This window comes from Pseudomonas sp. PS02290, from assembly GCF_029960075.1.
GTDB lineage: Bacteria > Pseudomonadota > Gammaproteobacteria > Pseudomonadales > Pseudomonadaceae > Aquipseudomonas.
Genome location: NZ_JASCOY010000019.1, coordinates 1 through 14,152, shown reverse-complemented (window position 1 = coordinate 14,152; position 14,152 = coordinate 1). Strand labels below are relative to the sequence as shown.

Genomic DNA, 14,152 nt, shown 5'->3' with positions numbered 1-14,152 from the left:
CGATGATTGCCGGGTTCATCTAATCGGATGAAGTTCACGGCCGCGCGATTTTCAACGCCTTGATCGGGTAAATGTCGTAGCGGCTGGATTTGCCGTCCAGCGCGTAGGACGGCTTGGCGCCTTCGATGCTTGGCGCCTTGCGAGGGCGTTTGACCACGACGCGGTGGCTGGCCAGCGCCAGCGCCGCTTCCAGCAACGCCGGAGCGTCCATGTCATCGCCCACCAGAGGCCGGAACAGGCGCATTTCCTTTTTCACCAGCGCGGTTTTTTCCCGATGAGGAAACATCGGATCAAGGTAAATGACCTGGGGCGGCTCGCCTTCCCATTGGCGAATCAGCTCAATGGAATTGCCGGTCAACAGGCGCATCTGCGCGATGATCCCGCCCACCTCCAGGTCCCTCACCCCACGCGCCAGGCCGTCTTCAAGCAGCGCGGCGATGATCGGCTGCCGCTCGATCAGGCTCACTTCGCAGCCCAGACTCGCCAGCACAAAGGCGTCCTTGCCCAGCCCCGCCGTGGCATCCAGCACCCGAGGGCGCACGCCCGGCTGAATGCCCACGGCCTTGGCGATCATTTGCCCGTTGCCGCCGCCAAACAGACGCCGATGGGCCGCCTTGCCTTCGATGAAATCCACACGCACCGGGCCCGGCGCGTCGTCACCCAGTTGCTGCAACTGCAGGCCGTCTTCGGCCACTTGCAGGGCGAAATCCGCGTCGGCATCCTCCAGCGGCAAACCCAGTCGCTGCGCCCACTGCGCTGCGGTTTCCTGCCCGTCAGGGGTCAGGCTGTCGACCCGAATGCGGCTGCCCGCGTGCTGCTCAGTCATTGTCTCTACGCGCTCAAATAATCTTAATGATTGGCAGGATCTGCCGATAACAAAAGTATCCGGCATTTTGCCAGACCCACGGGCTGTACTGAGCGCTTATGTCAGACATTCAGCAAACCTCCTCGATAGGCTATTTGACGTACGCAGGCGACTACAGCGTACGCAATACCCAAACCCTTAGCGGCGTCACGCAGCTCTGGCAGGATGCGTTTGCCCGTGCGATGGCTCAGCAGGTCGATGACAACGCTGGCGAAACCCCGGAATATAGCGCCGTCGCCACGACGGACCACCTGACCGGCGAACCGATTGCCGGCGCAAGCGCACTGGGCAAGATCGTCGAACAACGTGAGTGCCCGGTTCAGGACAAGGAAATCGCACCGCCGGAGCCGTTGTTCCTGCCGATCGCCGAGTTCGAATGGGACCTGGCCGACAAGCCCGCCAAGCCGTTCACCGCGATGGAAATGATCGAGCAGCAACGTAACCTCGAATTCGATGACAACTGGGTTCGCCCGACCGTGCTCAACCCCTATGATGACAGCGTCGAACCCGGCCCGGGCCCTCAGCCTCGTCCGCTGTTCCTGCCGATCGCCGAGTTCGAATGGGACTTGGCCGACAGGCCTGCGACGCCGTTCAGCGCGGAAGAGATGACCGAGCAGCAGCGTCATCTGGCCTTCGATAACGGCTGGGCGCGCCCGATCGTGCTGCAGAACCTTCGTCTCGCTGCCTGACTCCAGACTTGTCGCCTCTGAAAAAAGTGGGAGCGGCCGGGGTGGCGTTCCACTTTGCTCGCGAATAAATCAGCACAGCCCTCAATCTACAGCGACTGAACCGCCTTCTTCGTGAGCAAGCTCACTCCCACAGGTCCCGTGTTTGCCAATAACAGCTCGGCGTCACACCGCTGCTCTAGCGACACACCCGCCAGCGTCCCATGTCCAGGTGAAAGTGGTTTCGGTGCGCGGCGTTGTATTCCGGGCTCAGCACCGTGTTGAATTGCTGGCAGGCGCCATCCCTCACCAATCGCAGAAAACGCCCCGCGTCGCCCTCGTCTTTCCAGTCCTTGAGCACCGAAATCCTGCGTCCGTCTGCCAGACGAAACCCGGCGATGTCCAGCGCGTTGGCGGTAGCGTGCTGGCTCAGACGGCCTTCGCTGCGGTTGTAGATGTTGCGGCAGGCGAAGCTGCCAAGGTGATCAACCTGGGTGACCTTCTGCCCGAACACCGACTGGGCTGCCGGCTGCAACTGGTGGATATCAAACAGCGCATACGCCACGGCAAGGCGACAACTGGACAGAAAACTGCTGCTCAGCGCGACGTCGCCGCCCTGGATGCGCAGCGTGTTGGTCAGCGGGCATTTGGCGTCGGCGGCGCTGTCGGCCTGGTGCGTGTAACGCAGGGTCGAGGTTTGCAGCGCGGCCTCGCACAACGCCGGGTCCTCCTGCAATCGCCAAAGTTTGAAGGGCGTGATGAGGTTGGGTTCGTCCCGCACGTTCAGCGGGGCCCACGGATTCCAGCGGTCAGCGACAGGCAGCCAGCCACGCCAGATCGACACCGCGACCGCCGCGCTGAGCAAAACCAGAAGAAGAAAGAAGGTCGAGCCGCGCATGCAGGAAGGTTCTCGTCTGACGGAGGGATGAGTCCACCCTATCTCGACCTCAGAGCAGCCCGAGTTGCTCCACTTGCCGGCCGCGAGCCAGTTGCGGCAGATCGGGCAACCCCGGCAGCAGGGTCATCAATTGATGATGAAAGCGACGAGCCAGTTGGGGCGAGGCGATGTTGTCAGGCGTGTGCAGGAACACCGAAGGCGTGCGCCCCTCCTCGATCCAGCCGGCCACTTTTTCCGCCCACTGCACGATGAAGCCTTGGTTGATCTCCTCATCCGGCCCGCCAATGAAGCGAACCTGCGGAAAAGACGTCAGCGCCGCCGGACGCGGCGGGACTTTGGGCTTCTTCGATTGCGCATGAAGCACGGCTGGGTCAGTGGAGACAGAACTGAACAGCGGCCGGGAATCCAGACAGATGCGCTCCACGCCGCGGTCTAGCAACAGACGGTTGAGCTGCCGCTCGTCTTCGCCCTTGCTGAAAAACGCCATGTTGCGCACTTCAACCGCCAAAGGCTGGCCTTCCAGGGCGTCAATGAACGCGGCCAGCTCATTCAGCCGATGGGGACCGAAGCTGGCCGACAGCTGCAGCCACAGCGGTTGAAGCCTCGATCCCAGTGGCGCCAGCAGTTGCAGGAAATCCTCCACCGCGCCCAAGTGCTCGCGCAGGTCGCCGGCATGGCTGATGTCACGGGGAATTTTGGCGCTGAAGCGGAAGTGCTCGGGCAAGGCGTCCGCCCAACGCTGGACGATCTCGGGTTTGGGACGGGCGTAGAACGTGGTGTTGCCTTCGACGGCATTGAAGACCTGCGCGTACAACCCAAGCAAATCCAAGTCCGGGGCGTCGGGCGGGTACAGCGACTCACGCCAGGCTTTTTCGCTCCAGGACGGGCAACCGATGTAGTAAGGCGGGTGGGCGAGGTTCAAACGTGAAGGTCGAGCCCGGAGACTTCGAGGTCCCAGTCGACGAAGGTCGAAGTCGTCAGGTAGCTGCTCAGCGCGTGGGCGACGCGAGTGCTCATGGCACGGGGGAAAATAATGTCCTGCTGACGCGCGGGCACGTTTGCCGTGGTACCCGTCTGGCGACGGGCTGCCTGCGGAACCACTTCGACCTCATCGTTCACTTCCTCGAACGTGCCTTCCAGCGCCGCAGAATCCTTGCGCGTCTTGCGCTTGATCGGGTAGGTACGTGGTGAAGGACCGGTGATTCGCATCATGCTTACTCGGCGTTTGATAGTGGCAATTTAATCTCACAGTAAGCCGTTAAGCAAACATGCGAACGATAACTAGACCACACTTATTGCGAATTGTTTAAAGCAGCCGGGAGTTTATGCAGTTTTGTCGCCGAACGGTCATCTGCAGTGTGACCTGCGTCGCATCTCGGGCGTAGCACAGTGAAGTCATGACCGTTTCTGCATTGCGTGGCCATCCCTCAACGCGCCTTTGGCGTGGCCACTTTATCGCGAAGGTAAACCGGCTGGGCGTCGTCAGCGACGATGGCTTCGCCACGGTGCCAGGCGAAAGCGCCGAGAGTCAGCAGGTCCTGCGCGTGGGGCAACAGTGTGGCGTCCTGGGCACTGACAACGGCGGCAATGCGCTCGGCGTAACCCCAGCCGGTGCCGGCCCCGAACCAATCGCCCGTCGCTTCACTTGGCAAAGCAGCCATTTCCGGTGGCATGACGGCCTCTTCAGCCACCAGCTTCATCTCCCCCGCCACTTCTCGATAGCAGCCCCAATAGACTTCGTCCATCCGCGCGTCGATGGCGGCCGCGACCTGAGTAGCGCCCTGCTCGCGAAAGGCCCGTTGCGCCAGCGCCGCCAGATTGGACACTGGCAGCACCGGGCGATCCAGACCGAAGGCCAGCCCCTGCACCACCCCGATGGCGATGCGCACGCCCGTAAACGCGCCCGGGCCCCGGCCGAATGCGATGGCGTCCAGCGCCGACAGGCCAATGCCCGCCTCGGCCAGCAGGTCCTTGATCATCGGCAGGAGTTTTTGCGCGTGCAGGCGCGGGATCACCTCGTAGTGAGTCAGCACTTTGCCGTCATGCAGCAAAGCGACTGAGCAGGCTTCAGTGGCGGTGTCCAGGGCCAGCAAGGTGGTCATCGGGGTTTCCATCGTTGTGCGAAAAAAGTGCCGCATTATAAACAACAACGACCCGCAAGCGGGCCGTTGTTCAATGCCGTGAGACGCGAATCAGCTCAGGGCTTCAAGCACCTTGGCGGTGATCTGCTCGACCGTGCCCACGCCTTCGATGTGGCTGCACTTCGGTGTGCCGTCCTGCGTCTGCAGCTTGGTGTAGAAATCTACCAGCGGCTTGGTCTGAGAGTGGTAGACCGACAGGCGATGGCGAACAGTGGCTTCGACGTCGTCCTTGCGCTGAACCAGTGGCTCGCCGGTAACGTCGTCCACGCCGTCAACCTTCGGCGGGTTGTACAGGGTGTGGTAAACGCGGCCGGAGCCTTCGTGAACGCGGCGACCGGAGATTCGCTTGACGATCTCTTCGTCATCGACCTTGATCTCGATGACGTGATCGATGGCCAGGCCGGCTTTCTTCAGGGCTTCTGCCTGAGGAATGGTGCGCGGGAAGCCGTCGAACAGGCAACCGCCAGCGCAATCAGGCTCGGACAGGCGATCCTTGATCAGGCCGATGATCAGGTCATCGGAGACCAGGCCGCCGCTGTCCATGACGCTTTTGGCTTGCAGGCCCAGCTCGGTACCGGCCTTGACCGCAGCGCGCAGCATGTCGCCGGTGGAAATCTGCGGAATGTTGAATTTCTCAGTGATGAACTTTGCCTGAGTACCTTTGCCGGCCCCGGGAGCTCCCAGCAGAATCACGCGCATTGTTGTGCTCCTCAAATTTTTATAGAGATATCGTCGGATTCGCCTAAATGGGGCCAATCGCAAAATTTTACTGACCCAACGGCCAAAGGCTGATCAAGATACACAGCCGATTCATGCCGCACAAGACGCCGAAAGTCGCAGTAACCCGCGAAAAACCAGTAGCTTGGCATCGATCTGCACAAGCGTGAGACCTTGTGCAACTGGGTGACGCCGCATCACTCGCGACGATCGAGGTGCGGCCGAATGAAAGGCGTCGTGTTCATTCGGCCGGGTTGCCTGGCCGTCAGCCGGTGTTGCGCAATCCGGCGGCGATGCCTGCAACAGACACCAGCAGCGCCTGCACCAGCGGACTGTCCAGACTCGCCTCCTGCTGACGGGAGCGCGCCAGCAACTCCGCCTGCAATAAATGAAGAGGGTCGAGGTAGGTGTTGCGCAGGCTGATGAACTTCAGCGTTTCAGGGCTGTGGGCCAACAGCCGCGACTGGCCCGTCAGGCCAAGCACCACGTCACACGCCTGCGACAATAGGCCGCGCAGATGCGTCCCCAAATGCAGCAGTTTGGGCTCCACCAGTCGTTCGTCGTAGAGCTGGGCGATGTCGCTGTCGGCCTTGGCCAGCACCATTTCCAGCATGTCGATGCGGGTGCGGAAGAACGGCCATTGCTCACGCATCTCAGCGAGCAGATCACCCTGACCGCGTTCCAGCGCCTTGCTCAACGCGTTTTCCCAGCCCAGCCACGCGGGCAGCATGAGGCGCGTCTGTGTCCAGGCGAAAATCCACGGAATCGCGCGCAGGCTCTCGACCCCGCCCTCGCGGCGCTTGGCCGGACGACTGCCCAGCGGCAATCTGCCCAGCTCCTGTTCCGGCGTGGCCTGGCGGAAGTATTCGACGAACTCCGGGTCTTCCCGCACCACGGCGCGATAGGCTTTCACGCCGTCTGCCGCCAGTTCGTCCATCACCTGACGCCAGGCCGGTTGCGGCATCGGCGGCGGTTGCAAAGTGGCTTCCAGCACGGCGGCCAGATAAAGGTTGAGATTCTGTTCGGCGATGTCCGGCAGGCCGAACTTGAAGCGGATCATCTCGCCCTGCTCGGTGGTGCGGAAGCGCCCTGCCACAGAACCCGGCGGCTGCGACAGAATCGCCGCGTGTGCCGGGCCGCCACCGCGACCGACCGTACCGCCGCGACCGTGGAACAACAACAACTCAACCTCTTGCGCGCGGCAGATTTCAACCAGTTTTTCCTGGGCCCGGTACTGCGCCCAAGCCGCAGCCGTGGTGCCGGCGTCCTTCGCCGAATCCGAGTAGCCGATCATGACTTCCTGAGGACCTTCCAGGCCTCGGCGGTAGGCAGGAATGCTCAACAGCTGCTCGATCACCGGGCCGGCATTGTCCAGGTCAGCAAGGGTTTCGAACAGCGGCACCACGCGCATGGAGCGCTGCAGCCCGGCTTCCTTCAACAACAGTTGAACGGTGAGCACATCCGAGGCTGCGCCGGCCATGGAGATCACGTAGGAACCGAGCGATGCCGCCGGCGCAGCCGCCACTTCGCGGCAGGTCGCCAGCACTTCGGCCGTGTCCGCTTCAGGGCTGAAATGGGCCGGGAGCAGCGGTCGCTTGTTGTCCAGCTCTCGCAGCAGGAAGTCGATGCGCGTCGGCTCATCCCACTCGTCATAGCGGCCTAGCCCGAGGTATTCGGTGATCTCGCTCATGGCCGAACTGTGCCGCGTGGAATCCTGGCGCACGTCGAGCTTCACCAGGAACAGGCCGAACGTCACCGCGCGACGCAAACAGTCGAGCAGCGGACCATCAGCGATCACGCCCATGCCGCATTCATGCAGCGAGTCGAAACACAGCTGCAGGGGCTCGAGCAGTTCGCGGTTGTCGTGCAACACGTCTTCCGGTGCGACCTGCGTGACACTCAGTGAGGCGTGGGCCCAGTTGCGCGTGGCCCGAAGCCGCTCGCGCAGTTGCTTGAGCACACTGCGATAAGGCTCGGCGCTGTCGCCCGCGGCTTCCATCAACGCCGGGCTGGCCTGCTGCATCGACAACTCGGCGGCCAGTTGATCGACGTCGCGCAGATACAAGTCGGCCGCCATCCAGCGCGCCAGCAGCAGCACCTCGCGGGTGACGGCAGCGGTGACGTTGGGGTTGCCGTCGCGGTCGCCGCCCATCCAGGAAGCAAAACGAATCGGCGCCGCGTCCAGCGGCAGGTGCAGGCCGGTCGCAGCGTGCAGCGCCTGATCGGCCTTGCGCAGGTAGTTGGGGATCGCTTGCCACAGGGAATTTTCGATGACCGCAAACCCCCACTTCGCCTCGTCGACGGGCGTGGGTCGGACGCGGCGGATTTCTTCGGTGTGCCACGCTTCGGCAATCAGCCGCTGCAGACGCTCGGTGATCTGCTCACGCTCGTGGCGATTCAAGTCGCGATGATCAAGCGCGGCCAGTTGCGCAGCGATGGCGTCGTACTTCTGGATCAGCGTGCGCCGGGCAACTTCGGTCGGGTGCGCGGTCAGCACCAGTTCGATTTCCAGCGTGGTCAATTGCTGCGCCAGCGCCTCGGGGGTCTGCCCGGCTTGCTTCAGGCGCTCCAATAGTTCGGGCAGCACACGGGATTCAAACGGCTGCGGCTTGCTGTCATCACGACGATGAATCAGCTGATACTGCTCCGCGATGTTGGCCAGATTGAGGAATTGGTTGAACGCGCGCGCGACCGGCAGTAACTCATCTTCGCCCAGGCCTTCAAGACTGGAACTCAATTGCTCGGTGCCTTGGGTCGACGCATGCCGGTCAGCCTTCGCGCTTTTGCGGATGCGCTCGATCTTCTCGAGGAAATCAGCGCCGTGCTGATCACGAATGGTGTTGCCCAACAGTTCACCCAGCAGGTGAACGTCCTCGCGCAATCGTGCATCGATATCAGCCATCCAGCCCTCTCCTTCAGCTTTATTGTTTTTACCGGCGAGTCCTTGCAGGGGTCCATTCGCTGCTGCCGAACGGAACGCCCTGCGGGGTTTCGTTTCTATTGGTGTGTATAGAGCGACAAATTGATGTCCATACGCAACCCTCGACGCACTTTCACCGCCGGGGAAGCCCCTCTCAGTCACGCCTGACCGTGGCTCAGCCACATGTCCAACGCCCGCCCTGGCGCGGGAACCGATGAGGTATGTATGAAGATCCGAGAGCTCGCCGAACAGTGGGAACAAAATGCCAAGGGCCGTCTGACCGAGACCGCCTATGCCATTCATTTGGATGTTGAGGCGGCCGCGCGGCTTGCGGCGATTGCCGAGATGTACCCCAAGCGCACGCCTGAAGAATTGCTCGGCGAACTGATCGGTGCCGCCCTGGAAGAATTGGAAGCGAGCTTCCCTTACGTGCGCGGTCAGCATGTGGTTGCCACCGATGAGGAAGGCAATCCGCTTTACGAGGACGTCGGCCCAACGCCCCGGTTTCTCGAACTATCGCGGCGCCATCTGCAGGAAATTTCCGATCGGGAAAACCTGTGACGAGTGCATGGGCGACGTCGTTTTTGCTACGTCAGATTTTTCTGCAGGCCTCTCGGGCCGGTTTTCACGCAGGCAAATCGACGTCATTTTTCGAGCGTCAATTTTACAACACGTAACAAAAGCTGACCGCATGTTTAGAAAAATGTCTGAACTAATCAAAAAACGCAGCGGTCCGAGCAGTTAGCCATTCCAGTAAAGCCGTCAGATGACTGCGGAAGTGACGCAACACCATCCATCCGCGTGGGCTGTTGCTGAAATGGAACAACCAGTTTTCAGGAGTTAAGAAATGGAGTTGACCACCATGAACACCAGCACTGCCAAACCAACGTTCAATCGCCTGCGCGGGCTGAAGATGGCTGCACTGGCGCTGGGCACCAGCGTTCTTCTGGCTGGTTGCGCAGGCAATCCTCCAAGCGAGCAGTACGCCGTGACCCAGTCGGCCGTCAATGCCGCTGTCACCGCCGGCGCTACCGAATACGCTGCCGTTGAAATGAAGTCCGCTCAGGACAAGTTCAAGCAAGCCGAACTGGCGATGCAGGAAAAGAAATACGACGAAGCTCGTAAATACGCCGAGCAGGCCGAGTGGGATGCACGTGTAGCCGAGCGTAAGGCTCAGGCCGCGAAGGCACAGAAAGCGGTGCAGGATGCTCGTCAGGGCGTCAATGAGCTGCGTGAAGAAGGCATGCGTCAGGTTCAGCCTGTCACACAGTAACGCTTCGCAGTTCAAGCATTGGCCATTGAGTTAAAGGACGAAAATATTATGCGTAAACAAGTACTTATTCCTGCCCTGCTGGCTTTGAGCGTTGGTCTGGCGGCGTGCTCGTCGCAGCCGAACGTAAACCTGGAACAAGCCCGCACCAACTACTCGGCGCTGCAAAGCAACCCTAAAGCCACTGAACTGGCTGCGCTGGAAACCAAAGACGCCAGCGAGTGGCTGGACAAGGCAGATGCCGCGTACCGCAACAACGATGACCAGAAAAAGGTCGACCAACTGGCTTATCTGACCAACCAGCGCGTTGAGCTGGCCAAGCAGACCATCAACCTGAAGACCGCTGAAAACGATCTGAAAGGCGCTGCGGCCCAACGTGCCCAGGCTCGTCTGGATGCTCGCGACGCTCAGATCAAGGCCCTGCAGAACAGCCTGAACGCCAAGCAGACCGAACGCGGCACGCTGGTGACTTTCGGCGACGTATTGTTTGACCTGAACAAGGCTGAGCTGAAGTCTTCGGGTCTGGTCAACGTCAACAAGCTGGCCCAGTTCCTTCAGGAAAACCCTGATCGCAAGGTCATCGTTGAAGGCTACACCGACAGCACCGGTTCCGCTGCCTACAACGACTCCCTGTCCGAGCGCCGCGCCAACTCCGTGCGCATGGCTCTGATCAAAATGGGTGTAGGCCCAGAGCGTATCGTTGCCCAGGGCTATGGCAAGGAGTACCCGGTTGCTGACAACACCAGCGCCTCGGGCCGTGCCATGAACCGTCGCGTGGAAGTGACCATTTCCAACGACAACCAGCCAGTAGCACCGCGCTCTTCGATGAAGTAATGCGGTTGTAGCGGCACATAAAGAGCCCCGCCTGTTGCGAAACAGGCGGGGCTTTTTTGTGGCGGTTTCAAAATGCGAGCGATACGAAGTGTCGCTCGCGGTGCTGCTCCGCAGGCTATGGAGAGGATGGCGCCGACTTGCCGGTTTGAGGGTCAGGATAATTCGGAATTTCCCCCAGCCTGCGCAGGCCGTTGAAGTGCTGCGGATCATCCAGATAGCGAACCATGACCTCGCGCCATGTGGGGTCGCCGAAGGTCTGGACGTGAGGGCCGCGTGTCAGCTGCAGCACACGCGGCGGCGGTGCGGCCTGATACAGGCTGATGCCGTTGTGAAGCGGCACTAGCGTGTCGTCCAGGCTCTGGAACAGCAGCATCGGCGTGCCCTTGAGCTGCGGCATGCCGTTGATGGCGCTGTCGCCGTCCGGAATCACCCACGACAGCGGCCGTTTGATGGGCCACGTCAGCCACGACGTGCTGAGGGTATAGCGCGCGACCTCGCGGTAGCTCGCCGGTACGCTATCGAGCACCAGCGCCTTGACCCGCGCGCGCTGTTGCGGGTGCTCCGACAAGTAATGCACGGCCAGCGCGCCGCCGATACTTTGCCCGAGTACCACCAGCGGCTTGCCCTGCACCTCAGGCGCAGCGTTCAGCCAGTCAAAGGCCGCATCGATGTCCTGATAAACCGCCGGCAGACTCGGCTCGCCTTCGGACCGGCCATAACCGCGATAGTCCACCAGCAGCACTTGGTAGCCCTGCTCCGGCAACCACCAACTCCCCGCCAGGTGCCAGGCCATGTTGCCGCCGTTGCCATGCAGGTGCAGCACCGTGCCCTTCACCGGCACGCCGGGCTTGGCCGGCAGAAACCATGCGTTGAGTTTGGTGCCGTCGGCCGCCGTGAGGGTGACATCGCGCCAGGCGAGGTGGGCTTTGTCCGGCGTCAGCGGCAGACCGCGTTCCGGGTAGAACAGCCATTCGCTGCAGCCGCTGAGGGAGATGACCAGGAGCAAGGTAAGAAGACGCTTCAAGCGATGTCCTTCGATTCTGGATTTGCACACGACGGGAGACCTGACAGAGGCGCCGATTCATCAGCGCCCACAGACTCACAGAATATTCGAGTAGTCCGCTTCGATCCGGTCCAGGCTCAGGTGGTTGAGGAAGTTGGAGAAGCACATCCACGCCGACAGCGCGTTCATGTCGCGGAACTGGTCGGGCAGGTATTTGGGCGGCACCACCAGGCCTTCGTCCACCAGCTGACGCAACGTGCGCATGTCCTCCAGCGTGGTCTTGCCGCAGAACAGCAGCGGCACCTGCTCCAGCTTGCCCTTTCTCACGGCCAACTGGATGTAGTTGTAGACCATGATGAAGCCCTTGAGGTAGGACAGATCCTTGGTGAATGGCAGCCCATTCGGTACCGAGCCCCGGAATACCCGACTGGCGTTGCCGTAGCTTTCCGACATGCCGAAGCCTTGCTCGCGGTAGAAGTCGAACACCTGCAAAAAATCGGCGCCCTCCTCAGCCATGTGAATGGCGCGAGTGCGGTTGGTCAGCTTGCGCAGGCGGCTCGGGTAGGACGCAAAACCGATGATTTCCATCAGGATCGCCAGGCCTTCCTGGGTCACGGTCGACGAGGGCGGGCCTTTGGACAGGAAGGTGCAGATCGGCTGATTCTGCCCATTGAGCGTGGTGCCGACGTGCACCAGGCCTTCATGGACTTCAAGCGCCCGAACATCACGTTCGTTGAACATCGCGTCGCTGCGAATCTTGATGTAATCAGCGCCGGCCGCAGCGTCCGCCACAATGCCGTCGGATTCGAACACCCGGATCGTCTCCTCAGCCTCGCCAAACGTGCGATTGAGCCGGGTCTGCAGCATGGCGACGGCGTCTTTGGCCGTCAGGATTTTCGGCTCATCCTTGAGGTCCCCGCGACCGGCGATGTTGTTCAGGTAATCGGAGAGCATCATGCCGAGGTCGGACAGCGTCGGGTCGCCAGCGTGGAAGGCATCGGACGCCGCGCCGTACAGCTCCTGGGAGATCAGGCCGAAGTCCGGAGTGCCGCGGGCTTCAAGCATCCGGATGACCATCCGGTACTCTTTGCACATGCGGCGCATGATCTGCCCGACCGGGTTGAACTGGCCCAACTGCCGGGTGATGTCACGCTCGATGTTCTGGAACTCCAGCTTCACCGCGCCGGAATCAAACCCCAGCGGGCGATTTTCGTAGTACGCGCGGTCGACTTCCGGCAGGTGTTTGCCTTTGCCGTCGAGGAAGGTCTTGCGGATGTTGTCATCCCATTTCACGGCATCAAGGATTCGAATCGGCGTCTGCGCTACCACGATACGATCGGACAACGTGCGAATAGTCTGTTGGTATTCGTCCACCCGGTACCCCTTATTGAACCGTTTGCGCTATTTGGTCATGCGCTGATATTGAGCTGCTTTGAGAAAGACGTCGGAATTGGCCGGGTCGTCGAGGTAGGCAAAGACCTTGTCCATGGGACTTGAGATCAGCATACCGTCGCCCTTCACCGCATCGACCCGCTCGCCGTCGAGACTCTTCTGCTCGACCAACTGCTGAAACCGCTCCAGGTCCAGGTCATAGACCACCAGTTCGTCGGCACCGTTCTCGTTGTCGATCAGGTCGAAACCGGCGATGACGTAATTGCCGCCGTATTTGTCAGGCAGCGCGGCGGACACGTACCAGCGACTGCCGTGGCGCGACACGGTGAAGGCGTACTCGTCACGGTTTTTGCGATCGCCCTTACGGTAGCTGACCGCTTTGTAACGGTCGGGGCCGGCGCGGCTGATTTCCAGTTCGAGCGGCTCGCCCCAGGCATTTTTGCTGCTCCAGGTGCCGAGCAATTTGGGCGGGGCGGTGTTGCTGACCGGAATCGGGTCCTTGAACGTCACCAGGCATCCGCTCAACAGCGCGAACGACAGGGCGAGCAATACGCTCCAGACTCTCATCGGGTTCTCCTTGAGGTATCAGCCAGCCATCGGCTTGGCAGTGCCCAGTACCAGATGCATCTGGCGAGTAAGAATAGCGAGCATTTCTTCGTCTGCGCCGGGCCGAGGCCCGTTGAGCAGCCCCTGATATTCCATCCGGCAGATGAGCCCCGTCAACACTTGGGCGTCCAGTTGCGGCTGGACCGAGCCCATGACTTCAAGAAACTGGGCGCTGCCCTGCAATAGAATCTGCTGATGGGCACTCACCAGTGGCGCCAGACGCGGGTTGATCAGCGCTTCGAGGTGGAAGGCGTGCTCGGCAATGAGCTGGTCGCGACGGGTCAGCAATTGATGACGCACGTACTCCATGGTCATGCGCGCGATCTCATCCGCCAGCCGGGCGCGGGCCTCGGCGCTGCCGTCATTGCGCGCGACCATCTCGCGCAGCAGCGCCTCGGTGTTGGTCCACAGCTTGGCCATGTACGCCGCGCTGCGTTCAACGTATTGCGCGAAGGCATCGGTGAGCAGGTCATCGATGTCTTTGAAATAGTAAGTGGTGGCAGAGAGCGGCACTTGCGCCTCGGCCGCGACCGCGCGATGCCGCACGGCCCGGACGCCGTAACGGATGAGGATGCGCATGGCCGCATCGAGGATCTGTTGGCGACGCTGTTCACTTCCCTGTCGACTCGCCTTGCGGCCCTGGTACTGAACACTCTGTGCGACTGCCGTGGCCAGGCCAGCGGCTCCCTTTTGAGCGATCGTGCGGTTCACAACTGGATTTCCTTTTTTCGAGTCATTCACATCACAGCAACGTCAGCTTACGGCGGTGTCTGCGCCGACGTCATCGCGAGCAAGCTCACTCCTGCAATCGGCGGAGTGCCCCTGCAGGAGTGAGCTTGCT

The 14,152-nt window shown here is 61.3% G+C and carries 15 protein-coding genes; 4 read left to right on the top strand and 11 right to left on the bottom strand.

Translation table 11 applies throughout. The annotated features are described in order from the left end of the window. Window positions 1–34 precede the first annotated feature (34 nt). Complete coding sequence (locus QMX88_RS11430; RefSeq protein ID WP_282369263.1) at window positions 35–826, bottom strand: class I SAM-dependent methyltransferase; 792 nt, start codon at window positions 824–826, stop codon at window positions 35–37. A 98-nt stretch (window positions 827–924) separates the two neighbouring features. Here QMX88_RS11430 and QMX88_RS11425 point away from each other — a divergent pair, with 98 nt between their 5' ends. Further along, window positions 925–1,554, top strand: coding sequence for an energy transducer TonB (locus QMX88_RS11425; protein WP_282369261.1), 630 nt, complete (start codon window positions 925–927; stop codon window positions 1,552–1,554). 175 nt (window positions 1,555–1,729) lie between these two features. Here QMX88_RS11425 and QMX88_RS11420 read toward each other — a convergent pair whose 3' ends face one another. The 6 genes from QMX88_RS11420 to ppc all read right to left on the bottom strand — a co-directional run bounded on the left by QMX88_RS11420 (window position 1,730) and on the right by ppc (window position 8,188). After that, complete coding sequence (locus QMX88_RS11420) at window positions 1,730–2,428, bottom strand: extensin-like domain-containing protein (protein ID WP_282369259.1); 699 nt, start codon at window positions 2,426–2,428, stop codon at window positions 1,730–1,732. 49 nt (window positions 2,429–2,477) lie between these two features. Further along, the gene (locus tag QMX88_RS11415; RefSeq protein WP_282369257.1) at window positions 2,478–3,350 is read right to left on the bottom strand and encodes a DUF72 domain-containing protein; all 873 of its coding nucleotides are present in this window, start codon (window positions 3,348–3,350) and stop codon (window positions 2,478–2,480) included. Continuing rightward, a complete protein-coding gene (locus QMX88_RS11410) occupies window positions 3,347–3,637 on the bottom strand; it encodes a hypothetical protein (RefSeq protein WP_192171051.1) in 291 nt (96 codons plus the stop codon). Before QMX88_RS11410 ends, QMX88_RS11415 begins: the two co-directional genes overlap by 4 nt. Window positions 3,638–3,855: 218 nt before the next feature. Further along, window positions 3,856–4,530, bottom strand: coding sequence for a tRNA (adenosine(37)-N6)-threonylcarbamoyltransferase complex dimerization subunit type 1 TsaB (gene tsaB / locus QMX88_RS11405; RefSeq protein WP_282369254.1), 675 nt, complete (start codon window positions 4,528–4,530; stop codon window positions 3,856–3,858). Between the two features lie 90 nt (window positions 4,531–4,620). Then, window positions 4,621–5,268, bottom strand: a complete 648-nt coding sequence (gene adk, locus QMX88_RS11400) for an adenylate kinase (RefSeq protein WP_172610925.1) — start codon at window positions 5,266–5,268, stop codon at window positions 4,621–4,623. Window positions 5,269–5,551: 283 nt separating this feature from the next. Further along, a complete protein-coding gene (gene ppc / locus QMX88_RS11395; protein WP_282369247.1) occupies window positions 5,552–8,188 on the bottom strand; it encodes a phosphoenolpyruvate carboxylase in 2,637 nt (878 codons plus the stop codon). Window positions 8,189–8,431: 243 nt separating this feature from the next. Between ppc and QMX88_RS11390 the strand changes: the two genes are divergently transcribed. The 3 genes from QMX88_RS11390 to QMX88_RS11380 all read left to right on the top strand — a co-directional run bounded on the left by QMX88_RS11390 (window position 8,432) and on the right by QMX88_RS11380 (window position 10,310). Next, the gene (locus QMX88_RS11390) at window positions 8,432–8,767 is read left to right on the top strand and encodes a pilin assembly protein (protein WP_282369382.1); all 336 of its coding nucleotides are present in this window, start codon (window positions 8,432–8,434) and stop codon (window positions 8,765–8,767) included. Between the two features lie 286 nt (window positions 8,768–9,053). Then, entirely contained in the window at window positions 9,054–9,479 is a 426-nt protein-coding gene (locus tag QMX88_RS11385; protein WP_074893253.1) for a DUF4398 domain-containing protein, read from the top strand. Between the two features lie 48 nt (window positions 9,480–9,527). Next, window positions 9,528–10,310 (top strand): OmpA family protein, encoded by a 783-nt coding sequence (locus QMX88_RS11380; RefSeq protein WP_192170798.1) that lies wholly within the window; start codon window positions 9,528–9,530, stop codon window positions 10,308–10,310. A gap of 115 nt (window positions 10,311–10,425) precedes the next feature. On the opposite strand, the gene QMX88_RS11375 is transcribed toward QMX88_RS11380, so the two are convergent. The 4 genes from QMX88_RS11375 to QMX88_RS11360 form a co-directional block, all read right to left on the bottom strand. Then, window positions 10,426–11,334, bottom strand: coding sequence for an alpha/beta hydrolase (locus tag QMX88_RS11375; protein ID WP_192170797.1), 909 nt, complete (start codon window positions 11,332–11,334; stop codon window positions 10,426–10,428). Window positions 11,335–11,409: 75 nt separating this feature from the next. Continuing rightward, window positions 11,410–12,687 (bottom strand): flavohemoglobin expression-modulating QEGLA motif protein, encoded by a 1,278-nt coding sequence (locus QMX88_RS11370; RefSeq protein WP_074892251.1) that lies wholly within the window; start codon window positions 12,685–12,687, stop codon window positions 11,410–11,412. 27 nt (window positions 12,688–12,714) lie between these two features. Continuing rightward, window positions 12,715–13,272, bottom strand: a complete 558-nt coding sequence (locus tag QMX88_RS11365) for a hypothetical protein (protein WP_282369233.1) — start codon at window positions 13,270–13,272, stop codon at window positions 12,715–12,717. Window positions 13,273–13,290: 18 nt separating this feature from the next. Next, a complete protein-coding gene (locus tag QMX88_RS11360; protein WP_282369231.1) occupies window positions 13,291–14,022 on the bottom strand; it encodes a TetR/AcrR family transcriptional regulator in 732 nt (243 codons plus the stop codon). Between the last annotated feature and the right edge of the window lie 130 nt (window positions 14,023–14,152).